Here is a 23030-nt window from a genome sequence, read left to right as displayed (position 1 = left end):
AGAAGCTGTTATCTGACAGCTTCTCTTTTTTTGTATATAAATATCCGGGAAGTATACCAAAGAAAGCCTTTCACAGAGTTTTGATAACTTTGTGAAAGGCTTTCCTTTATCATATTTATTCTATTTGTTTACCTGGTTTACTGTATTTCCCTCAAGGAAGGCTTTAATATTATCTACTGTGATATCCATGATTCTCTGTCTTGATGCCTGAGCTGCCCATGAAATATGTGGAGTGATGATACAGTTCTTAGCTGTTAACAGTGGATTATCACCTTTGATCGGCTCTGTAGACACAACATCAAGTCCTGCTGCGTATACCTTACCGCTGTTCAGTGCATCTGCCAGATCCTGCTCTACAACAAGCTGTCCACGGCTGTTATTGATGAGGATTACACCGTCTTTCATCTTGGCGATGTTCTCTTTGTTGATTATTCCTTCTGTAGCCGGGAATAACGGGCAGTGAAGGAAGATCACATCAGAACGGGCAAATAACTCATCTAATGACACATATTCAGCCAGTTTCTTTCCTGCTTCGCTTTCATGTGCATCATATGCGATTACTTCCATGTCTAATGCATTCAGAAGTTTTGCTGTAGCCTGTCCGATTCTTCCAAGTCCGATGATTCCGGCTGTCTTTCCATAGAGCTCGATCATTGGATAATCCCAGAAACACCAGTCAGGATTGTTCTCCCATTTTCCTTCTTTTACACATTCGTCGTGATGTCCGTAATGTGAACAGATTTCAAGGAGAAGTCCGAGTGCATACTGTCCTACGATCTGTGTTCCGTATGTAGGTACATTTACCACCGGAATGCCTTTTTCTTTTGCGTACGCATAATCAACAACATTGTATCCTGTTGCAAGAACAGCAATCAGTTTGATATTTTCACATTTATCCATTGTTTCTTTGGAAATAGGAGTTTTGTTGATCACTACAATCTCTGCATCTCCGATACGCTCTGCGATTAATGGCGACTCTTCATAAGAAGTTCTGTCATAGACTTCTACTTCTCCTAATTCTTTTAATGCGTCCCAGCTTAAATCTCCAGGATTCTCTGTGTAACCGTCTAATACTACAATTTTCATAACATTTCTCACCTTTCTCTTTTATTAGCATTTTGTTTTATTTCATTTCCATGTGCAATCCTGCATGACCATCACTTGAATGGCACTTACGCATTCAGTTTTTCATCCAGTGCCTTCATCGACTCCAGTTCTCTGATATAAAGATCCTGGGCCAGATCCAGACTTACATTGACAAAACGTACTTTCTGTCCCGGCTGTGCCTGTGCAATCTTTGCAAGATCCACGGAAATTACTGTTCCTATCTTGGCATATCCTCCGGTGCTCTGTCTGTCCGATAACATAATGATCGGCTTTCCATTCGTTGGCACCTGGATGGATCCGACGGAAATACCATCTGTATTGATATTACCATCTCCGACATGTTCGATCGGCTCCCGTTCGATACGACAGCCCATACGGTCAAATTCATTGGTGATCACACCACTGTTCCAAAATAAGCTCTTTACTCCTGCTTCTGTAAATTCATCATCCTGTGGTCCCAGTACCACACGAAGAACGATCTCTTTCTTTGGATATACACTTGCCGGTACTTTTCTTGCTTCCATATTCGGAAGTATTGTCTTCGCTGAGACAAATCCAATCTCATCACTTTTTTCAAGTTTTCGTCCCTTTACTCCTCCAAGATGATTACGAAGCAGTGTTGATTTACTTCCCATCACGATCGGAATATCCAGACCGCCTGCAAATGCAATATATCCGCGGCATCCATTTCTTGCTCCTGCGAAGGAAAGCGTCTGTCCTTCTTTCACCAGAACCGCCCGATACATCGGAAATTCATTGCCGTCAAGCATCGGAGTCAGATCTCCGCCCGTCACTGCAATGATATTATCACTGGTAAACTTTAATGTCGGACCGATAAATGTCATCTCCAGTGCGCCTTCTCCCATATCGTTTCCTACCAGTATATTGGCGATGTGAAACGAATGATTATCCATGGCTCCTGATGTAGATACTCCGAATGCCTGATATCCGAATCTTCCTTCATCCTGTACAGTCGTCAGGATTCCACCATTTTCAACTATTATTCCCATATCATGACCTCCGATTCTATGCGTTACCTTCCGGTGTATATGTCTTCACCTTATATGTACCTTTTTCCACATCTCTGCGGATCTTGTCGTATTCCGACTTCGTTACCGGCACATGTTTTACCCAGTCACCGGCATGTACCAGGAATGGATCTTCGTTATCAAAGTTACAGATATCCAGCGGCGTGCTTCCGATAATATTCCATCCACATGGCTGTTCAAACGGAATAAAATCAGACAGATTCTGCTGTACAACAATGGATCTTGCCGGAATCTTTACTCTCGGTGATTCTCTTCTCTTGAACCCGAACGGCTCATCAAATCTTGCCATATATGGGTGTCCCGGTGCAAATCCCAACATATATACATAGTATTCATGTTCGGAATGCTTTCTTATGATTTCTTCTACGGTTGTATGCTCCAGCTCTGCACAATATTCCAGATCCGGTCCGGTCTCACCGCCATAGTATACCGGCACTTCTTTTACTACTTTTTTCTTACTACTGTTGTCGACTGCATGCATATTATCAAGTCTTTTCTCCAGTTCTTTCACCAGTTTCCCATACCGGATCACCTCCGGACGGTAGTGAATGATCAGTGCACAGTATGTAGGAACTGTCTCGATCATGCCTTCGATCGGATCTTCTTTCAACTTCTCATCCAGCATACGTACTTTTGCATTCGTCTCAAGGCAGATTGTTTTCCCAAACTCTACGGAAACCGCCCGGTCTCCCGCTGTAAGAAATCTTACCTCCATTTTCATACCTCCATTTTGTATGGAGAAAGGCCTGTCCCATGTTCTGACAGACCTTTCTGCATATCATTTCTTATCGTTCGTCACTTTAGATTCATTATAACATATACTAATATTTCTAATATACAGTTATCTGCTAGTCCACAAATTCGAATCCAACTTTTTCCAGGGAATCCTGTACCCATGGGCGAGGCCATTCACCACGATTTATAATTCCGTCCAGCTGATTTTCTTCCCCTTCATGATAAGCTTTTGCAATTTTAGCAAGCTCTTCCGCATTCTTTGGATCTATTGCGATCAGTCCATCGGAATCACCAACAAGGATATCTCCCGGATTGATAATAATTCCTCCAAAGGAAACTGGGAAATTCATCTCTCCAGGACCGTTCTTATACGGTCCGTTTGGTGTAATCCCCTTTGCATACACAGGAAAGTCCATCTGGCTGAGTGTATAGCTGTCACGCACACATCCGTCAATGATGATACCTGCAAGTCCGCGCTTCTTTGCGTAATTGCTCATAATCTCACCACATAGTGCACGGCTCATACTTCCTTTGTTTGCAAGTACAATAACGTCTCCAGGCTGTGCCATATCAAGTGCTGCATGGAACAGAAGGTTATCTCCTGCCGGTGCGTTTACTGTGAATGCCGTTCCAAGAAGACGTGCCTTAGGATTTAACGGGAAAATACTTGCATCTACCGCTGCGATTCTTCCGCAATTATCGTCAATATTAGCAACCGGAATTCCACGGAATGCCTCAACCAACTCCTTTGCCGGTCTTTCAAAATTCCTTCTGATTCTACATCCTGCTGACATATAAAAACCTCTTTTCTTTTATTCTGATTTCATCATAGCACACAAGTTACTGATTGAAAAACGAATAATTTCTCTGTATAATATAAACAACTTTTATATTCAGAATAACTGCAAACTATGAAATATAAATAACAAATGAACGAGGAGGAATAGCATGAATCTCGCTGAAATTGAAACATTTTTAACGATTGTCAACACCAAAAGTATTACAAAAACCGCAGATCTCTTATTTCTTTCCCAGCCTACGGTAAGCCACCGGTTAACTTCTTTGGAAAACGAGCTCGGATTTTCTCTGGTCATCCGCAACAAAGGTCACAAGCAGGTCGAGCTCACCCCAAAGGGAATGGATTTTATCATCCTCGCCGAACGCTGGATGTCTCTTTGGAAAGAAACACTTGAACTACAGCATAATCAGGAACAGTTGCTGCTGAATATCGGCTGCACCGATAGTCTGAACATTGCCGTATTTATCCCACTGTATGACAAGATCCTTATAGATTATCCACATCTGGATCTGAGCATTCAGTCACATCATTCTTCCGAATTATACGGTATGCTTAGTGAACATAATATAGATATTGGCTTTGTATATCACCAGCTTCATTACAAAAACATTATTTCAGAAAAATTATTTGAAGAAAAACTTTATCTGGTACAGTCCGAACATCCGACTGTTGAGAAACCGATCGTACATACAGATGAACTGGATCCAACAAAAGAATTGTTCTTAAGTTGGGATGACAATTTTCAAATCTGGCACGACCGCTGGCTTTCTTCCGTATCCAGACCACATATTTCTGCGGATACGATCACATTGCTCGACCGTCTCTGGAAAAATGCAGATACCTGGATGATTGCACCGGAATCTGTCATCCATGAACTTTCCCGGTACCGCAAAGTATATGTGAGTGAGCTGAAGAATCCGGCTCCAAACCGCATCTGCTATAAGATCAAACACAAATATCCAAAAACTACCAGCAAACGCGCTGTTGAGCTTTTTGAAGAGATTCTGGAACAGCTTCTTCATCTTGAACGCAAGGAGATCCCGATTGGTGAAATATGGGGCGGACAGTAACTGTATCCATATTTTCCTGTTTCATCGAAAAAGCAGTATCTGACAGACAGATACTGCTTCTTCCTTTTGGATACGTTATACAATATTAATTGGTAGTGTCAAATTAATTTTTCTATTTTTATCTGGCTTTCAGTTCTGCAACTGCTTCTCTGATTCTCTTAGCTGCTTCCTGAAGGTCTTCATAACTGCATGCATAAGAAATTCTCAGATATCCTTCCCCTTCAGATCCAAATGCCGATCCCGGAACCAGTGCTACTTTGGCATGTTCAAGTAGATATTCTGCAACTTCCATTGATGTCATTCCCAGACTCTTTACATTTACAAAAATGTAGAATGCTCCCTGTGGGTTATTGCAGCTGATACCATCAATATCATTCAATGCTTTTACCATGAAATCTTTTCTTCTCTGATACTCCTGCCTCATTGCTTCTACATCATCTGCACATTCATTCAGTGCGACAATTGCTGCATCCTGTACAAATGAAGAAGCACATGTGATCGTATACTGATGTACTCTGACACATGCAGAGATAATACCTTCTGGAGCACACATATATCCCAGGCGCCATCCGGTCATAGAATATGCTTTTGAAAATCCTCCAAGTGTGATTGTTCTCTCTTTCATCCCCGGGATGGAAGCAATGCTGACATGCTCTGCACCATCGTACACCAGCTGACTGTAAATCTCATCCGATACGACCAGAAGATCATTACGGATTGCGATCTCACTTAATTTTTCCAGTGTCTTTCTTGAGAAGATACCGCCGGTCGGGTTACTTGGATTAACCACTACGATCATCTTGGTTTTCTCAGTAATTTTAGATTCCAGTTCTTCAAAATCTATCTGATAATCATTTTCTTCTTTCAGGCTGTAAGTAACCGGAGTTGCTCCCAGTGAGGACGGTACATGAATGTAGTTCAGCCATACCGGATTCGGAACCAGCACTTCATCGCCTTCTTCCAGAAATGCTGCCATAGACGCATAAGTCGCCTCACCGACACCAACTGTTACAAGAACTTCCGATGTTTCATAATTCACATTGTGATGTTCGTTTTCCCATTTTGCGATTTCTTTCCGGAGTGCAGGAGTTCCATAATTGGATGTATAAAATACATGTCCCGCATTCAGGCTCTCATACGCTGCATCCTTGATCTTTTTCGGTGTATCAAAGTCCGGACGTCCAATCTCCAGATGAATGACTTTCTCTCCTGCCTGCTGCATCTTTGTTGCCTTTTCCATAACTGCCCTGATTCCGGAGAATGGAAGGTATTCCATTCTTTTTGCTGTCTTGTATTCCATGTCTGTTCCTCCTGCTGAAAATGATTATCTGTTTGTCCCTATACTATATTTTATAAGTGTCTGATCTCGATGCCTTCTTCCGTGAATTTCTCACGTATCTTCTGAACGAACGCCAGCGCTTTCGGTCCGTCACCGTGAACACAAAGAGTATCTCCTTTGATATCCAGTTCTTTTCCAGTGATAGAAGTAACCTTTCCTTCTTTGATCATCTTCACACATCTCTGGATTGCAATGTCTTCATCTGTGATCATAGACCCTTCCATCTTTCTCGGAACGAGTGAAAGATCATCCATATATGCTCTGTCTGCGAAGATCTCTGAAGCTGTACGAAGTCCCTTGCTCTCGGCGATATCTCCAAGAACTGCTCCCGCACAGTAGTAAACAATCAGGTCTTTGTCATATTCGCAGATTGCTTCTACGATTGCGCTTGCGATATCTTCATCATACTGGCATGCATTTCCCATTGCCCCGTGAGGTGCCACATGCTGTAATTTCATTCCATAACTCTTCGTAAATGCTGCAAGCGCTCCGATCTGATATCTTACATAATTTTTAATCTCATCATGAGACAGAACCATCTTTCTGCGTCCGAATCCCATCATATCCGGATATCCCGGATGTGCACCTACCATAACACCTCTCTCTTTAGCCATGCGGACAACCTTGTCCATAACCATCGGATCTCCTGCATGCCATCCACAGGCAACATTGGCAGTGGTCACATATTTGATGATTTCTTCGTCTCCTCCGATCTTATACGCTCCAAAGCTTTCTCCCATATCACTGTTCAAATCAATACTATACATGAGTCTTTCTCCTTTCGGTTATTTCCGTTTCTTTTTTCCTTGTTGCTTCAAGTATAACACCGCAAGAATAAATAATAAAATAAATAATTTCACTTTAATATATTAACTTTTTTTATTATCAAATATATTTTTTCATGTTTTAATATGAACGGATTCTCTGCTATAATCTCAGATATGAACTTTTTTGAATATGATCTTTTAGGCGAATCATACAAGCAGGAGGGATACCAATGATCACACAGATTGGAAAACAGCTCGCTACACAGATTGTAGATACCGTCCATGACGTTTGTGGACACGATATTAATTTCATCAATAAGAATGGTATTATCTACGCCAGTACCAATACTTCCCGCATCGGCTCTTTTCATGAAATCGGTAAAAAAGCTGCCGATACGAAAACTGTCATTGAAGTACAGGATAATGACCACTACGAAGGAACCAGCAGCGGAGTTAATATTCCTGTTACACACAACGGATATCTCATTGCTGTTATCGGAATAAGCGGTTCACCGGATGAGGTCCGCAAATTTGCTTATCTGGCAGAAAAAATCACCCGGCTTCTTATCCGCGAACAGGAATTGAATGCCGCTTCCCGCACTTTATCAGAAAAGCGCACTTATCTGGTTTCTTATCTGCTGTCCGGAACCGGAACTTCCAACGGAACCTGCGAATTTGAGTCTTTCCCAGATAAAATAGCAGATTTGAACTATATCCATGATCTTCTTGATGAATTTGAGATCAATATCGAGAAGAAAAAACGTGTACTGATCATCCGCATGTTATCAGACCATTCTACGATCACGATCTCGTCTGCGGAAGAAAAAATTTTACGGATGTTCACAGAACATTCCATACACTTATATAAGTTTCAGTATCCACATGAATATGCTGCAATCATCGACAGCTCCTTCCCTCTGGAAGAATTGGAATCATTCTGTCTGTCCCTGTCTGATTCCATCCAGATGGGTATCGGACGCCCAGCGGAACTTTTTAAGCTTTCCACCTCCTACGATACTGCCCGGATCGCATTAAATTCACTTACGGATTCTGCTGATCATTATGCACTCTTCGATGATCTGACACTTGAAATCCTCCTTGGATCCTTAAACGAAGTCACCACGGCTGAATTTATTGCAAAGACGCTTTCCTGTCTGGATGAAACAGACTGTTCTCTTTTACGCAGTTATTTTGACCATGAGCAATCGCTTTCCAGAACAAGTGAATATCTCTATCTTCATAAGAATACCTTGCAATACAAGTTAGACCGTATTCATAAGATCTGCGGTCTGAACCCGCGTAGTTTCAGAGACGGAGTTATTCTTTATCTTGCTCTTCGTCTGAAAGAAATGTAGATAGAACTGCAGCTTTTTACGCAATATATGTCACTTGAAACATATATTGCGTTTATTTTTCCCCTTTTTCATTCTTCGTACTATATATTTTTCTTTTTCTCCTATGTTATACTGCATATTAAGAAATCAATTCTGAATTTTTATTTCTATGTACCTAAAAAATGTATTTCAGGAGGTTTATTCACATGAAAGTTGTAATAGCAATCGATTCATTAAAAGGAAGCTTAAGTTCCATGGAAGCCGGAATGGCAATCAAAGACGGGATCCTTGCAGCAAAACCAGACGCGGAAGTTATCGTAAAACCGCTCGCAGATGGAGGAGAAGGAACAACCGACGCACTGATCGAAGGAATGAACGGGGAACGCATTGACCTTACCGTTACAGGTCCGATGCACACACCGGTAGATGCTTATTACGGATATCTGAAAGATACCAACACTGCTGTTATGGAGATGGCATCCGCAGCAGGTATTACTCTGGTTCCTGATTCAGAAAAGAACCCGCTTCTTGCAACCAGTTATGGTGTTGGTGAAATGATAAACGATGCTATCCAAAGAGGCTGTCGTAACTTTATCATCGGTATCGGCGGAAGTGTCACCAACGACGGAGGTATCGGAATGTTAAAAGCTCTCGGCGTACGTTTTCTGGATGAAAATGACGAAGATGCCGGAGAAGGCGGACAGGCCCTGGCTAAAGTTGCCCGTATCGATGTATCCGGTATGAATCCGCTTTTAAAAGAATGCCACATTCAGGTCGCATGCGATGTAAATAATCCACTCTGTGGTGAAAATGGTTCCACATACGTTTATGGACCGCAAAAAGGTGTGACCGAAGATATGAAAAAAACATTGGATGAAGCGATGGCACATTTTGCCAGAGTTACTTCTGAAACTCTTGAAAATGATTATCTGAATACACCAGGTGCCGGTGCTGCCGGTGGACTTGGCTATGCATTCCTTGCATATACCGGCGCAGCACTGACACCTGGTATTGAACTGATCTTAGATGCTGTCGGACTGGAAGAAGAGCTTTCCAGCGCAGATGTGGTCGTTACCGGTGAAGGCCGCCTTGATTTTCAGACCGCAATGGGAAAAGCTCCTGTCGGAGTTGCCAGACTTGCGAAAAAATATAACGCAAAGGTTATCGCATTTGCAGGAAGTGTCACAAAAGAAGCGACTGCCTGCAACAAAGAAGGGATCGATGCATTTTTCCCTATCTTACGCGGCGTCTGCACACTTGCAGAAGCTATGGATCCTGTCGCTGCGCGCAATAATATGACCGCAACTGTAGAACAGGTTTTCCGTTTACTTTAATGTGTATCAGTAATGATTAATTTCCCCTTAATTACTGGCTCTATCGTCTGTTCCATCAGGCGATGGAGCAGATCAATACCTCCGTTCTCCCTGATACGGGAATAGATCGGATGCTTAGTAACTTCTGTCGTGATGGATTCCATTCCTTCCATGATCAAAGCCTTACCGGGCGATTCGTACCATTTTATTTCTATATGTTCCGGCGGTATTAAGTCCCGGTTATTCCCTGTATTCCTGACAAATGTCACGTATAACTTCCGTCTCATCGCTTCTTCCAGATACGCAATTTCCACTTTCAAAACCGGGTTATCATCTACATCTGAAGAAAGTTCTCCCTTCACTGCAACCAGATATGTCTCTCCATGAACAGTCAGTTTATTTTCGATATATTTTGACCATCCCATTTCAAGTTCTATTAATTCTTCACCTTCCTGAAAGCATAGTATCATCCCTTTGCGGAAACCGATTTTCGATATCCCATCTGTCATATTATTGTGCATCACCTGCATAACCAGCGGAAACAGACCGACACTTGACTGGTCCAATTCATAGTGTACACCATCCAGCAGATCCTCCAGTAAATGGATCTGTTGTTTCCGTGCTTTTTGTGTTTCTATATACTTCCCGCGTGCCCTATATTTTTCTGAGTTCTTCTTCCATCCACCTTTACAGACCGTGAGTGGATGATTATAGCATTGCTGCTTCTTTAAACAGATTTCGGTCAGTTCCTGCAGCTTTGCATACGCAATTGGATTCTCCGGAAGTGTCTCTTTTGGCGCCCAGTCCACCGGAAAATATTTTCTTATAATATTCAGCATGACATTATCCTGGAATAATTCTTCATTTCCCGCATTCGTTACGATCACCATATCAACGTCCGGATAGATCAGCACATTCTGTCCAAGCATTCCGTTATATTCAAAGCTTCCCGGACGTTCTTCCATCCAGACCTGATACCCGTATCCATAAGTACCTTCTATACTATCTACTTTTTTCGTAACAGACGCCTCTGCCCAGCTTTCCGGAATGATCTGTTTTCCATTCCATTTCCCCTTATTCAGATATAGCTGTCCAAGCTTCGCCATATCCTCTGTATGCATGAAAAGTCCCCAGCCGCCTTTCGTAATTCCTCTCGGACATTTCTCCCACAGATAATCTGTAATCCCCAATGGCTCGAACAGTCTCGGCTTCAGATATTCATCCATCGGCATTCCGGTCCGTTCGGTTATGATTGCGGAAAGCACATAGGAATTCAGACTGTTGTACTGGAATTTTGTGCCTGGTTTTTCTGATACCGGTGCATTCAGATAACTTTCCAGCCAGTCATTTCCGGATACGATTCCTGATTCATTAAGTGTTACGCCGCTTGTCATCGTCATCAGGTTCTCTACCGTGACCTCCGGCCGGAATATTTTCGCCCAGGTACTTCCTTTATCGTGAAAAATTTTATAAATGTTTTCTGAAAGATCCAGTTTTCCCTCATCTATCAGAAGTCCTGCTGCCATTCCGGTGATGCTCTTACACATGGAATGTGTGATATGCCAGATGCCTTTTCTGTAAGGTGCAAAATCCGTCTCACAGATGACATTTCCATGACGCAATACCATAAAGTGGTGCATATCGGTGTCTGGTGAGTATGCCAGTTCCTCCACCAGATTTCTCAAATGCTCCGAATGAATCCCCTGGCTTTCCGGAGTGTTTCTTGGGAAGGTCTGCCCCGGATTCTCATACACAATACTCTGTGGTTCCGGGCACCGTATTTTCTGAGGTACAAAATCCACTTTACTGATTCCACCAGTCTTACCCAGGATCATATTCGTTACCATCTCTATTACCGCAAGCTGCTCTTTTGCCATAAGATCACCTCATTTTACCATTCTTACTTTTGTTCATCTCTATACAAATCAGAACAGATCATAGTTTCTATATATGATGTAGTATAACAGAAAAACCCGGACATCTATACTTCGATATCCGGGTTTTTCCATATTTTTATATACTTTATCTTTTGTTTAGATTATTCCCTTCTGTAATACAATTTTCTGTATTACACAAGAATTATTCTGCGGTCTCTGCGGCTGCCTCATCTTCATCATCATCCGGTACATTGTTGTGTACATACTGTAATGTAACAACTGTAGTCTCAGGATCAGTCATGACATCTACATCTTTGTCACTTGAAAGTGTAAGATCTTTTACCTTAATAGAATCTCCGACTTTCATGTTACTTACATCAACTTCTACCTTGTCAACCAATGCTGACGGATATGCCTTGAACTGTACTTCTTCCAGTAACTGCTCCAGTACACCGCCTGCATCTTTCTCATGTCCGACCAGAACGATCTCTGCTACAGAATGTACTTTTTCATTACTTACAAGTGCCTGGAAGTCTATCTCATCTACCTGACCTTTTAATGGATTGAACTCAACATCTTTGACCAGAACATTCATCTTCTCACCTTCGATGTCCAGCATGACCTGACTGCCTTTGTGACAGGTCTTCAGTAAACGGTCAACAATTGCTTTTTCTATCTTAACCGGAACAGATTCTTTCATCTCTCTTCCGAAGACATTACCAGTAACGTAACCTTCTCTTCTTAATTTCTTTGCTTTGACGTCCATGCTTCTTTTTTCAGCTTTTAAAGTATTCATTTATCTTTTCCTCCAAAAATCTGATACTTAGCAGCCTTCGCTTTGTGGTTTCAACGCTACAAAGAGGTTTTGTTAAGTAGGTTTCCTTTGTTACAGTCGTATTATAACACCTAAAGCAGATGAAGATTCACCAAAAAGTTGATTATTTTGTCTGGATTTTTATGCACAATTCTACCACTTCATATGTTCAATTGCACTCTTTTCAATTTCAAGTCCGGCTTTATAATGATCCATAAATGCATCAAATCCATCAATCTCTTCTTTTGCAGGTTCAATCGTCTCTCCTGATAATTCTTTAAAGATTCTGTTATCCAGGAAATCTTCCAACTTTTCTCCGTCTTTTTTATCTGCCAGATATGCAGCCAGAAGTGCAATTCCCCATGCACCACCTTCGCTTGCAGTATCCATAACCGTAACCGGTGCTCCTACTGCCGCTGCCAGATATCTCTGTCCGACACCTTTTGTCTTGAAGAAACCGCCATGTCCCATAATCTTTTCAACCTTTACTTTTTCATCATCCATCAAAATATCCAGTCCCATCTTAACCGCACCAAGTGATGTATACAGATTTACTTTCATAAAATTTGCAAGGTTGAATTTGCTCTCTGCTGTTCTAAGGAAAGCCAGGCGGCCTTCATTTAACATTGTGATATTTTCACCTGAATAGTATCCATATGCCAGAAGTCCTCCGCAATCCAGATCCCCTTCCAAAGATTTTGTATACAATTTTTGGAACAAATCACCTGAACTTGCTTCCATTCCCATCAGTTTTGCAAATTCGCCAAAGATTCCGATCCATGCATTTAAGTCAGATGTTCCGTTATTCGCATGAGACATTGCACATGGGAAACCTGTTGGTGTAGTAACCATATCGATCTCACGGTACACTTTGCTAAGCTGTTTTTCCAGAACGATCATTGCAAATGTACTGGTTCCTGCTGATACATTACCTGTTCTTGGAGCCACCGAATTTGTAGCTGTCATTCCGGTTCCTGCATCTCCTTCCGGTGGGCACATCATAATTCCGGATTCCAGATTACCGGTCTCATCTAAAAATGCTGCTCCTTCTTCTGTCAGATATCCTGCATTCTCACCTGCTGCAAGTACCTTCGGGAAAATGTCTTCCAGTTTCCAGCTATATCCATATGGCCTGATCAAATCATCAAATTTTTCTTTCATGCCGGCATCATAATCAATAGTATCCGAATCAATCGGGAACATACCGGCAGCATCACCGACACCAATAACTCTTTCCCCTGTCAGTTTCCAGTGAATATATCCACTCAGTGTTGATACATAATCCAGCTTCTCTACATGTTTTTCTCCGTCCAAAATTCTCTGATACAGATGTGCAACTGTCCAGCGGAGCGGAATATTAAAGTCAAATAACTCTGTCAGTTCATCTGCTGCCTGCTGTGTATTGGTATTTCTCCATGTCTGGAATGGAGCAATCTGTCTGCCTTCTTTGTCCAGTGCCATATATCCATGCATCATTGCACTGACTCCGATCGAACCAATCTTCTTGAGTGTAACCCCATATGTCTCTTCTACAATTTTTCTCAGAGAGTTATAGCAGTCACGCACTCCTGCATGAATTTCCGCAAGGCTATATGTCCAGATATTATCTATAAAAGAGTTCTCCCAGTCATGTATTCCGACAGCAAGTACATTGCCCTGATAATCAATCAGCACTCCTTTGATTCTTGTTGATCCAAGCTCGATTCCAAGTGCCGTTTTCCCTTCAATAATTAATTCTTTTGCACCCATAAATAAATTCCTTTCCAACGTAATCATCTGATTTTTTCGTTTATTATAAATATAAGGAAGCCTGCCAAAAGACAAACTTCCCTATGCATTTTCCATATATTCAGACAGACATTCTATAGCTTAGAAGCAGGTAAATGCTCCATCAACCACAATATCAGATCCTGTTGTAAATGAGCTTGCGTCTCCTGCAAGATATACACAGATAGCTTCCAGTTCTTCTGGTTTACCCATTCTTCCCATTGGTGCCATCTCATTCCATTTCTCAATAAGTGGAATCAGTGTTGGAGAATTCAGTGTTAATTCTGTTCCGATGTATCCAGGACTGATACTGTTAACACGTACGCCACGTTTTGCCCATTCGATAGCAAGTGATTTTGTAAGCTGGATCACTCCTGCTTTTGATGCATTGTATGCACACTGTGGCTGTGGTACGTTTACAATATGTGCTGACATAGAAGCGGTGTTAATGATGGATCCGCCGCCATTCTCTAACATATATTTTCCTGCTGCGATATCTGTTAAGAAGATTCCGTTCAGGTTGATATTCATAACTTTTAACCACTGCTCATATGTCATCTCTTCAGCCGGAGCATTGATACAAATTCCTGCATTATTGTGGCAGAAGTCCAGTCCGCCAAATTCTTCAACAACCTGTTTTACCATTGCATCAACCTGCTCTTTGTCTGTACAGTCTGTCTGGATTGCGATAACCTTTCTTCCTGTCTTCTCAGCAAGTTCTTTCGCTGTCTTCTTTGCTTCTTCGATGTCAAGGTCTACAATTGCCACATCAGCTCCTGCCTCTGCAAATGCTGTAGCTGTACATTTACCGATTCCTCTTGCTGCACCGGTTACGAAACCTTTTTTTCCATCCAGTCTCATTTTTTCAATGATTCCCATTTTTGTTTCCTCTCTTTCTTTTTGATTCTTTTTATATAATTATATGTTTCAATTTTATAAAATCGTTTTATTTAATGTGTTTATATAATATATCTTTTTCGAGATGAATGCAAGACATAAAACCAAACAAGATTATACTTTCTTTTTTGTGCAGTTTTCATAGGAGAAATATCCTTTTCAATGAATCGAATAAATTGTATAATAAATTTATAAAATGATTTATAATAATTAGGAGATCGATCATGGAACAATTTTCATTAACTGATATTAAGAAAAAAAATCTGTCAGACGTATATCATTATATATATATGAATCCATCCTGCTCCAAACAGGATATCGCAACTGCATTATCAGTCAGTCTGCCTACCGTTTCACAACATCTGACAACACTTGAATCAGAACAGTTAATTGAAAAATGCGGCCGTTTGTCCTCTTCCGTTGGACGCCGGGCTAATGCATATCAGATTATTTCAGATGCAAAAATCGCAATAGGACTGGAAATTCTGCCACATACTACACACATTCTTTCTATCAACTTATATGGTAAGATGATTGCAAAAGAAACGCTCCCGGTCTCATTCGAAGCTTCTGCTGCATATTTTTCCAAATTAAAAAAAGCAGTCAAAAACTTCTGCCAGATCAACCATCATAAAGCTGAAAGTATTCTTGGAATTGGCCTTGGTGTCCAGGGACTTATCTCTCCGGACGGTTCGGAATTAACTTATGGAAAAATCTTAGACTGCACTGGAATGTCTATAGACCTCTTCTCTGATGCCTTTCATGTTCCCTGCAAATTTGTACACGATGCCGAATGTGCATGTACCAGTGAATTATGGGAAAATCCGGATATTACCAATGCGACCTATATATCTCTCGGTTATCATCTTGGCGGTGCCATCATTGTCGACGGTCAGCTGCTTACCGGAGCAACCGGAAAAAGTGGTACTTTTGAACATATGACTCTTGTTCCGAATGGTCTGGACTGCTACTGCGGACGCAAAGGATGTGCCGAATGTTACTGTTCCGGTAATTCGCTACTTTCCGATTGTGATAATCTGGATGAATTTTTTTCCCGTAAAGCCACAGGCGATCCGTCCTGCCTTGCCAAATGGGATGAATATCTCCGGCATTTATCCATCCTCATCAATAACCTCCATATGGTATTGGAACACACGGTAATCCTTGGCGGACATGTAACACCATATTTCACAGAAGAAGATATGGAACATATCCGTTCCTGTGTAGCAGAACGTTCAACATTTGATGACGATACTTCTTATATCATTCCGGGAAAATGCCGCACAGACACTGTAGCCACAGGAGCCGCCCTGCCATTTATTAAAGACTTTATCGAAGGAATCTATCTTATATAATTTTATAGCATTATTTATTTAGGCACTCCGTATTTTCTGAATATTCTGTCTTTTTATTATTTTTTATATTTTTTTCAGATTACCTATTGACATTTTCTCTTTCGTGCGATATTATAATATCAACAAAAGAAAAGGAGGACGAACCACCAATCAGTTAAATCTTTATTTAAAATTTAAAGAAAGAGGTACAGTCCAATGCAGAGGACAATTTAAACTGAAAAGATTCTAATAAAGAATAAGGAGGATAAACCACCAGGAACGTAAATTTAACATCATTTAAAAATGATAAAAAACAAATCGAAGAAAGAAAGAGGTATAGTCCATTGGATGAGATATCATAAAAATCCATCGTATTTAAAATATTATTAAGTACGGTGGATTTTTCATGTTTCTTTTTTGTTTTTATTCTTACTCCTTGTATTCAAACTTACGGATCTCACAATTCCTGATACCGAATCTTGCAAATTCATCATTTGTCATATCACCAAAATAAGACTGTATCGCTCTTGAGATCCCGTTATGTGCAACCAGAAGATACGTTTTCTGATCTGATTCTTTTTTAATATCATCGAGCAGATCATAGATCCGGTGACAAAGCTTCAGCATCGATTCGCCGCCTTCATAAGAATTAATAAAATTAGCCTTGGCCTTCTGGAACTCTTCTCCATTTCTCGGCGTACCTTCGTACTTTCCAAAGTTCTGTTCTTTCAGGCGCATTTCTTCACGCATCGGAATACCGGTTACCTCTGATACGTGTCTTGCGGTCTCTTTTGCCCTGATCAATGGTGAATACAGTATCTCATCGATCTGAATTCCCTGCTCCAGAATTGCCTGTCCCAGTTCTTCTGCCTGCTGATGGCCGAGTTCTGTCAATTCAATATCCGTTGCTCCGCAGATCTTATTCTCTACATTCCAGACTGTCTGTCCGTGTCTTGCAAAATATAAATGTCCCATTTCTGTTTCCTTTCTGCTCTTACCGCCTATATAAGTTCTGCAAGAACCGGCAGTTTCTTTTTATAAATTCTTCCCGAAAATGCAATATGCGGCAACTCATAAAATGCCACATTCTCCGGGCAGACCGAGCGATACAATGGATCCGCCACAACGCCTTTTACATTCTTTAAACTCTGAAGTGCCTGCTCCAGTTCTTCTTCTCCACAAACTGCAATATCTCCATCCGCAAGTAATCCTTTCTTTTCCCTTAGCGGACAGATTACTCTTACAGATATCTGATATTCCGTCTCGATCACCGCTGCCAGAGATTCCATGATCACCGGTTCGCCGATTAATATGATCTGATTTTCTGAACTTTTTTCCAACTCGTTTCCTGTCAGGCCGATATGTCTTCCTTTTTCGAGATATGCTACCTGCTTTTTTTCTTCTATTGCATTCAACAGAGTTTCCATAAATCCCCGAATCGGTGTACCGGTCACATAAGGCGTCCCGAATCTTTCCTGCAATATTTCCGCCGCCCGGAGTCCCGTCGAAGAGACCACCAGATTCACCTCTGCCTCCGGTGCACGCCCAAGATCTTCTAGTGTATCTCCCATCGCCCAGGTCGACAACACCTTCCATCCCGCCTGTTCCACATTCTGTATCAATGCATCCACATGCTCCTGTGGTCCGAAATCGAGCGGTGTCACACCAAGAAGATTCACGCTCTTTGGCGTCACTTCTCTCTTTCCTTCGATACGTTTCGCAATCTCTGCAAGTGCTCTTCCAACACCATATACATAATCATGCATGCCGTTTGTAGGAACGGAAAATGCCGGAATCCCGAGATCTTGTTCCAGTATCTTGGCGATTGCTTCAAAATCTGTTCCATTCATATAGGGAATCGGGGAGCCCGCAAGTGCTATAAACTTCGGCTTTAATTCCTCTGCCGCAATCTCGATATCACGGATCAGTTTCTCATCATTTCCCATAACAGCATCGATCTCCGTAAGTCCCGAGATATAGATCATGCTGTCCTGGTCATACCAGCGAATCTCATCGTGCGTATTATATGTAGAATTACAGCCGGACGGATCATGCATCACTGTCATCCCGCCAAGTTCATAGAGTGCCGAGCAGACACCGGATACATCCGCTGTATAAATTGGTATGATCTTATAACTTCGTTTCATATGCAGCTTTCGCACCCCCAACCTTTCCGGATGATCAGATCTTCCGGATCTTTTTCTTTCTGCCAGGCTTCTATCATCAATCCTGCCACTTTCCGGATTCCGTCAAATCCATACAGACCGGCACCTTCCACCAGATTGACAAAATGCTTCGTTCCGGTAAACCACGCCGCTTTCTGTCCGATTGCCAGTATATTTTCTTCTTTCCTCGGACGTACCCGCATCTCTGGGTGGATCGTCGGCTCATATGAAAGGCCAGGATATTGTTGTTTCAGCCACTCAAATGTTGCTTTTTCTTCCGGATTTACCGCATCCAGATAGATTCTTGTCACAGAAAAGCCATGTGTCAGTAACAGCTTTGCAAGCTCCAGCGGTCTTGGATGAAATGTGTGATCGATCATGATCTGTGCATCTCCGATTATTTGTCTTGTTTTTTTCAAAACAGCTTCACACAATGCAATCTCTCTTTCTATGGTCTCATCTATCTCAGCATCTCTTACACTTTCCGTAACCGTCTGCTCCAGCATTCTCCATTGTCTGATGATTTCTTCATACTCAAAGCTTCCCGGAAGATATAACGCTTTCTTCCCAAGCCTCTCTGCCTGACTTTCCAGTCCATATTTTCCAGGCGGATAGCATGCTATGAATATTCTACTGTCTGCAAGGTTCTCATAAGCTTTCCATGAGTCACAGGTCGGAAGTTCTCTCACTTCTATATTCTCTGCCTTCAACAAACGTTTGATATCACTCGTCTCATCCAGCGCAAAATCACTGCCTAAAATTGTCACTGATCTTTCTGAATCAGACTTCCCTGCATTTCTTTCCGGAAGTGCGTCGTAGATCGACTTCCGAAGCTTCTGATCCGGCGTCAGTCCGTGCTTCTGCATGATCGGATCCATATAACAGCGGATGAAAAAGATCTCCGGAAATCTCGCTTCCAATTCTTCATATACCCGTTCCAGATCACATCCCAGAAAATGATGCAGGCATACTGCAAATAATAATACCGCCTTCGGATGATCGCCTCGTTTCTTTAATACATCTGTCACTCCCTCGATCGTCACATCTTCCAGATTACCATTCAGAAGGTCCTCCTCTTCTACGATCACAAAAGAGAATCTGTCTGCGGCATTCATCTCGGCTGCTGTCAGAACAACTCCCCGCATACAGTTATCCGCACAGACATAGATCTGGATTGCTTCCGGAAGAAGCATTCCCGTATGAACAATATTCCAGTTCCCATGCGCCGGGGAATTGAATTCCAGACCGCTTGATTCTCCGGCTTTCTTTAACATTTCCATCCCTCCCCGGATTCTTTTGACAACTCATAGATTACTTCCGCAAGCTTTCTATATTCTTCCGCCATCTCACTGCCTGGGAAACACTCCATAACCGTCTTTCCTTCTTCTTCCGCTTCTGCCACAAGTTCACTGTGAGATAATGTTCCTATCACCTGTGTCTTGAAATCATCTGCCAGCTCTTTTACCTTCTCTTCTTCTCTTGCCACATTTCTGCGATTTAAGATAATCCCTCCAAGAGACGCATATCCACGGGTCTTGAAATTCTCCACTGCCATCGCAATATTTGCCCCAGCATGGATTGCCATATTTTCTCCCGAAGTGATGATAAAGACTTTATCCGCATATCCTTTCCTCATCGGCATAGAAAATCCACCGCATACAACATCCCCGAGTACATCATAAAGTACAACATCCGGCTGATATACTTCATATGCTCCTGTCTCTTTTAACTTTTCCAGTGCCGTGATAATTCCTCTTCCTGCACATCCAAGTCCCGGTGTCGGACCACCTGCCTCTACACAGATCACACCCTGATAGCCGGTCCGCACCATATCTTCTAATCTCAGATCCTGCTTCTTTTCCCGGAAGAGGTCCAGTACAGTCGGCACCGCTTCCCCGTGTCTTAATGCAATCGTCGAATCCGCTTTCGGATCACATCCGATCTGCATCACTTTCAGTCCTTTTTCCGCCAGTGCCACAGCTACATTAGACACGGTTGTTGATTTTCCGATCCCGCCTTTTCCATATACTGCAATCTTAATCATACTATTTTTATTCTCCTGCTTTCGTAATAATATTCGAATACGCCGTCTTCGTGGATATCCCGCTCAGACGACCGATCTTGCCGGATAACGTACTGATCACATCCTGCGATGCATCAATAGCAATACTGATAATATTAATACCTTTTTCCCGATATGGAATTCCCATTCTTCCGATAATATACTGTCCTGCCTCATGAAGCAGATGATTCAATGTCTCGATCGCTTCCGGATTTTCCACAATGATAGAAATAACTGCCACTCTTGTATCCATTGATACCCTCCTAACAGATGCGCGGCAGTAATTCCCCGCCCGGCTGCGGAAGTAATGCCTGCGTTCCGATCTCCGTCAACATCACTACTTTTCCCGGCTGCTCTTCGGTCACTTCACCGATAATTGCCGCATCCTGTGAATATGGACATACTTTCAATGCATTCACGATCGTCTGTGCCTGTTCTTTCGGCGCCATGATCACAAGCCGTCCTTCACATGCAAGATAGAGCGGCTCCAGTCCAAGCATTCCACATACACCTCGTACCTCCGGTGCAACCGGAATCTTCGAAGCATCCAGACGAATGCCTACCTGGCTCTGTCCGGCAATCTCATACAGCACAGTTCCGACTCCTCCTCTGGTCGCATCACGGATCACATGCAGTTCATGCGTTGCATCCATCACTGCTTTTACATTCCCCCAGAGTGGTGCACAGTCACTCGTCACATCCGCATCGATTCCAAAATCTTCTCTCGCAAGAAGGATCGTGCATCCGTGTCTTCCTATATCTCCTGTCACAATGATCGCATCGCCCGGTTTTGCAAGATTTCCTGCAACTTCGACTCCATCCGTGATCTCACCGATACCTGTTGTCGTGATAAAGACTCCGTCCACCTGCCCTTTTCCGGCAACCTTGGTATCTCCCGATACGATCCGGACTCCGGCTTCTTTCGCCGTCTTCTCCATTGCTTCTGCAATCTCTTCCAGTTTTTCCATCGGAAATCCCTCTTCGATCACAAATGCACAGGTCAGGTATAATGGTTTTGCTCCCATACAGGAAAGATCATTGACCGTACCGCAGATGGAAAGCTTTCCGATATTTCCTCCCGGATAGAATGCCGGTGATACGATAAATCCATCGGTAGACACTGCCATCTTTCCAATCGGCGGCGTCAGGACTGCCGCATCATCCGCAGTCAGATCCGGATTATCAAAATGTGCTTTAAAGATCATATCGATCAACTCTGACGTCTGGCGTCCTCCTGCACCATGTGCCATCGTCACAGTTTTCCCCACTAATCTTGCTTTTCTTGCTTCATTATCCACATACTCATTCATCTTGTCCACTTCCTTGTTATTTTCCGTCTATTTTCTTATTCTCTTCCATACATATAATATGCTGAACAGGCTCCCTCTCCGGATACCATACATGCACCTACCGGATGCTGCGGTGTACAGACCTTTCCAAATACTTTGCAGTCGGATGGTTTACATTTTCCCTGTAATACATCCCCGCATCTGCAGGCCGGATTCGCCCTTCCTTCCATCTTCGGAACCTGATATTTCTTTCTGGCATCATACATGTCCCATTCATCACGTAACCTAAGTCCGGATCCCGGTATGATTCCGAGTCCTCTCCATTCACTGTCACATGCTTCCATCAGCGTATCCACCAGTCTCTGCGCTTCCTTACTGCCTTCTTCTGTCACTACACGCGGATAACAATTTACAAAGAAAGGTTTCCCTTTCTGAAAATGTGTCAGCGCAACTGCCAGTGCAGTCAGAAGTTCTTTTGCCGTAAAGCCTGCCACCACACCGCTTACACCTTCCTGCACCAGTTCTTCACAAAGCTTTGTTCCTGTGATCGCATTGACATGTCCCGGATATAAGAAAATGTCTGCGCTTCCTTTTAATGCTTCGTATGCCTGCGGCATCGTTTTATTTGCGATCAGCATGGAATAGTTCGTGATTCCTTCTTCTTTTGCTTTTTTGACAGACAGACATCCCGCCGGAGTCGTCGTCTCGAATCCTACAGATAAGAATACAACCTCTTCTTCCGGATGTTCTTTTGCATATTTTTCCGCATCGGCAGGTGAATAGACGATATGGATCTTCCCGCCTTCGCTTCTTGCATCTGCCAGACTCTTCTTACTTCCCGGCACACGCACCAGATCTCCGAATGTACAGATTGTCACACTCTTTTCCAGGGCCAGATAAACTGCCTCATCGATATAACTTACCGGTGTGACACAGACCGGACACCCGGGACCAGAGATCAATTCTACCTGCTTTGGAAGAAGTTTGCGGATACCCAGACGGAAGATTTCATGTGTATGTGTCCCGCATACTTCCATGATCCGGACTGCAGGGCCGTCATATCCTTCTATGATCTCTCTTGCCGTTTTCTTTCCTTCACTCATTACAGAAGTTCCTCCATCAACTGATCTGTCTCACTGTCATCTTCATCGGTAATTTTTGCAATGGCGATTCCTGCATGCACCATTACATAATCTCCCGGTTCCAGATCTTCCAATAATTCTGAAGAGACCGATCTTTTTGCACCCCCCGCGTCTACAACTGCCGTACCATCACTGATACGGACTACTTTTGCTGATAATCCTACACACAT

General features: G+C 42.6%; 22 protein-coding genes. 4 read left to right on the top strand and 18 right to left on the bottom strand.

Annotated elements, in window-relative coordinates; translation table 11 throughout:
* Window positions 1-120 precede the first annotated feature (120 nt).
* The 4 genes from GT508_RS04410 to GT508_RS04395 all read right to left on the bottom strand — a co-directional run bounded on the left by GT508_RS04410 (window position 121) and on the right by GT508_RS04395 (window position 3685).
* Window positions 121-1086: a D-2-hydroxyacid dehydrogenase gene (locus GT508_RS04410; protein ID WP_055281777.1), complete on the bottom strand. Its 966-nt coding sequence runs from the start codon at window positions 1084-1086 to the stop codon at window positions 121-123.
* A gap of 86 nt (window positions 1087-1172) precedes the next feature.
* Window positions 1173-2117 (bottom strand): biotin-dependent carboxyltransferase family protein, encoded by a 945-nt coding sequence (locus tag GT508_RS04405; RefSeq protein WP_161143647.1) that lies wholly within the window; start codon window positions 2115-2117, stop codon window positions 1173-1175.
* A 16-nt stretch (window positions 2118-2133) separates the two neighbouring features.
* Window positions 2134-2871 (bottom strand): 5-oxoprolinase subunit B family protein, encoded by a 738-nt coding sequence (locus GT508_RS04400; RefSeq protein ID WP_161143646.1) that lies wholly within the window; start codon window positions 2869-2871, stop codon window positions 2134-2136.
* A gap of 133 nt (window positions 2872-3004) precedes the next feature.
* Entirely contained in the window at window positions 3005-3685 is a 681-nt protein-coding gene (locus tag GT508_RS04395) for an RraA family protein (protein WP_055214805.1), read from the bottom strand.
* Between the two features lie 154 nt (window positions 3686-3839).
* On the opposite strand from GT508_RS04395, the gene GT508_RS04390 reads away from it, so the two are divergent.
* Window positions 3840-4760 carry a LysR family transcriptional regulator gene (locus GT508_RS04390; protein ID WP_161143645.1) on the top strand — a complete coding sequence of 307 codons (921 nt, stop codon included), beginning with the start codon at window positions 3840-3842 and terminating at the stop codon, window positions 4758-4760.
* A gap of 118 nt (window positions 4761-4878) precedes the next feature.
* Here GT508_RS04390 and GT508_RS04385 read toward each other — a convergent pair whose 3' ends face one another.
* Window positions 4879-6060, bottom strand: a complete 1182-nt coding sequence (locus GT508_RS04385) for a pyridoxal phosphate-dependent aminotransferase (RefSeq protein ID WP_055214809.1) — start codon at window positions 6058-6060, stop codon at window positions 4879-4881.
* Window positions 6061-6110: 50 nt separating this feature from the next.
* Complete coding sequence (locus GT508_RS04380) at window positions 6111-6866, bottom strand: LamB/YcsF family protein (RefSeq protein WP_028088509.1); 756 nt, start codon at window positions 6864-6866, stop codon at window positions 6111-6113.
* A 230-nt stretch (window positions 6867-7096) separates the two neighbouring features.
* Here GT508_RS04380 and GT508_RS04375 point away from each other — a divergent pair, with 230 nt between their 5' ends.
* Window positions 7097-8221 carry a CdaR family transcriptional regulator gene (locus GT508_RS04375; RefSeq protein ID WP_055281790.1) on the top strand — a complete coding sequence of 375 codons (1125 nt, stop codon included), beginning with the start codon at window positions 7097-7099 and terminating at the stop codon, window positions 8219-8221.
* Between the two features lie 185 nt (window positions 8222-8406).
* Entirely contained in the window at window positions 8407-9534 is a 1128-nt protein-coding gene (locus GT508_RS04370; protein ID WP_161143644.1) for a glycerate kinase family protein, read from the top strand.
* Here GT508_RS04370 and GT508_RS04365 read toward each other — a convergent pair.
* The 4 genes from GT508_RS04365 to GT508_RS04350 all read right to left on the bottom strand — a co-directional run bounded on the left by GT508_RS04365 (window position 9531) and on the right by GT508_RS04350 (window position 14850).
* A complete protein-coding gene (locus tag GT508_RS04365; RefSeq protein ID WP_161143643.1) occupies window positions 9531-11390 on the bottom strand; it encodes a serine hydrolase domain-containing protein in 1860 nt (619 codons plus the stop codon). The two genes, GT508_RS04370 and GT508_RS04365, sit on opposite strands and share 4 nt — an antisense overlap.
* A 202-nt stretch (window positions 11391-11592) precedes the next feature.
* Window positions 11593-12186, bottom strand: a complete 594-nt coding sequence (locus GT508_RS04360) for a 50S ribosomal protein L25 (protein WP_055281796.1) — start codon at window positions 12184-12186, stop codon at window positions 11593-11595.
* 171 nt (window positions 12187-12357) lie between these two features.
* Entirely contained in the window at window positions 12358-13953 is a 1596-nt protein-coding gene (locus tag GT508_RS04355; protein WP_055281798.1) for a xylulokinase, read from the bottom strand.
* A gap of 120 nt (window positions 13954-14073) precedes the next feature.
* A complete protein-coding gene (locus GT508_RS04350) occupies window positions 14074-14850 on the bottom strand; it encodes an SDR family oxidoreductase (protein ID WP_028088515.1) in 777 nt (258 codons plus the stop codon).
* A 242-nt stretch (window positions 14851-15092) separates the two neighbouring features.
* On the opposite strand from GT508_RS04350, the gene GT508_RS04345 reads away from it, so the two are divergent.
* On the top strand, window positions 15093-16223 hold the full coding sequence (locus tag GT508_RS04345; RefSeq protein ID WP_161143642.1) for an ROK family transcriptional regulator: 1131 nt from the start codon (window positions 15093-15095) through the stop codon (window positions 16221-16223).
* A 408-nt stretch (window positions 16224-16631) separates the two neighbouring features.
* On the opposite strand, the gene GT508_RS04340 is transcribed toward GT508_RS04345, so the two are convergent.
* From GT508_RS04340 to GT508_RS04305, 8 genes are read right to left on the bottom strand one after another with little or no spacing between them, the layout of a single operon-like run.
* Window positions 16632-17177 carry a histidine phosphatase family protein gene (locus GT508_RS04340; protein ID WP_055281802.1) on the bottom strand — a complete coding sequence of 182 codons (546 nt, stop codon included), beginning with the start codon at window positions 17175-17177 and terminating at the stop codon, window positions 16632-16634.
* Window positions 17178-17203: 26 nt separating this feature from the next.
* The gene (locus GT508_RS04335; protein WP_161143641.1) at window positions 17204-18349 is read right to left on the bottom strand and encodes a nitrogenase component 1; all 1146 of its coding nucleotides are present in this window, start codon (window positions 18347-18349) and stop codon (window positions 17204-17206) included.
* Window positions 18346-19641, bottom strand: a complete 1296-nt coding sequence (locus GT508_RS04330) for a nitrogenase component 1 (RefSeq protein WP_161143640.1) — start codon at window positions 19639-19641, stop codon at window positions 18346-18348. Before GT508_RS04330 ends, GT508_RS04335 begins: the two co-directional genes overlap by 4 nt.
* The gene (locus GT508_RS04325; RefSeq protein WP_028088520.1) at window positions 19635-20411 is read right to left on the bottom strand and encodes a nitrogenase iron protein NifH; all 777 of its coding nucleotides are present in this window, start codon (window positions 20409-20411) and stop codon (window positions 19635-19637) included. The genes GT508_RS04330 and GT508_RS04325 overlap by 7 nt, the downstream gene beginning before the upstream one ends.
* A 7-nt stretch (window positions 20412-20418) precedes the next feature.
* Window positions 20419-20682 carry a TM1266 family iron-only hydrogenase system putative regulator gene (locus GT508_RS04320; RefSeq protein WP_161143639.1) on the bottom strand — a complete coding sequence of 88 codons (264 nt, stop codon included), beginning with the start codon at window positions 20680-20682 and terminating at the stop codon, window positions 20419-20421.
* Between the two features lie 10 nt (window positions 20683-20692).
* Window positions 20693-21739, bottom strand: coding sequence for a hydrogenase expression/formation protein HypE (gene hypE / locus GT508_RS04315; RefSeq protein ID WP_161143638.1), 1047 nt, complete (start codon window positions 21737-21739; stop codon window positions 20693-20695).
* 35 nt (window positions 21740-21774) lie between these two features.
* Window positions 21775-22821, bottom strand: a complete 1047-nt coding sequence (gene hypD / locus GT508_RS04310) for a hydrogenase formation protein HypD (protein ID WP_006426096.1) — start codon at window positions 22819-22821, stop codon at window positions 21775-21777.
* Entirely contained in the window at window positions 22821-23030 is a 210-nt protein-coding gene (locus tag GT508_RS04305) for a HypC/HybG/HupF family hydrogenase formation chaperone (RefSeq protein WP_028088524.1), read from the bottom strand. The genes hypD and GT508_RS04305 overlap by 1 nt, the downstream gene beginning before the upstream one ends.

It is taken from the genome of Dorea sp. BIOML-A1, assembly GCF_009875615.1.
Taxonomy (GTDB): domain Bacteria; phylum Bacillota; class Clostridia; order Lachnospirales; family Lachnospiraceae; genus Dorea_A; species Dorea_A amylophila.
The sequence above is the reverse complement of the archived record's forward strand: the minus strand, read 5'-3'. Positions and strand labels throughout refer to the sequence as shown.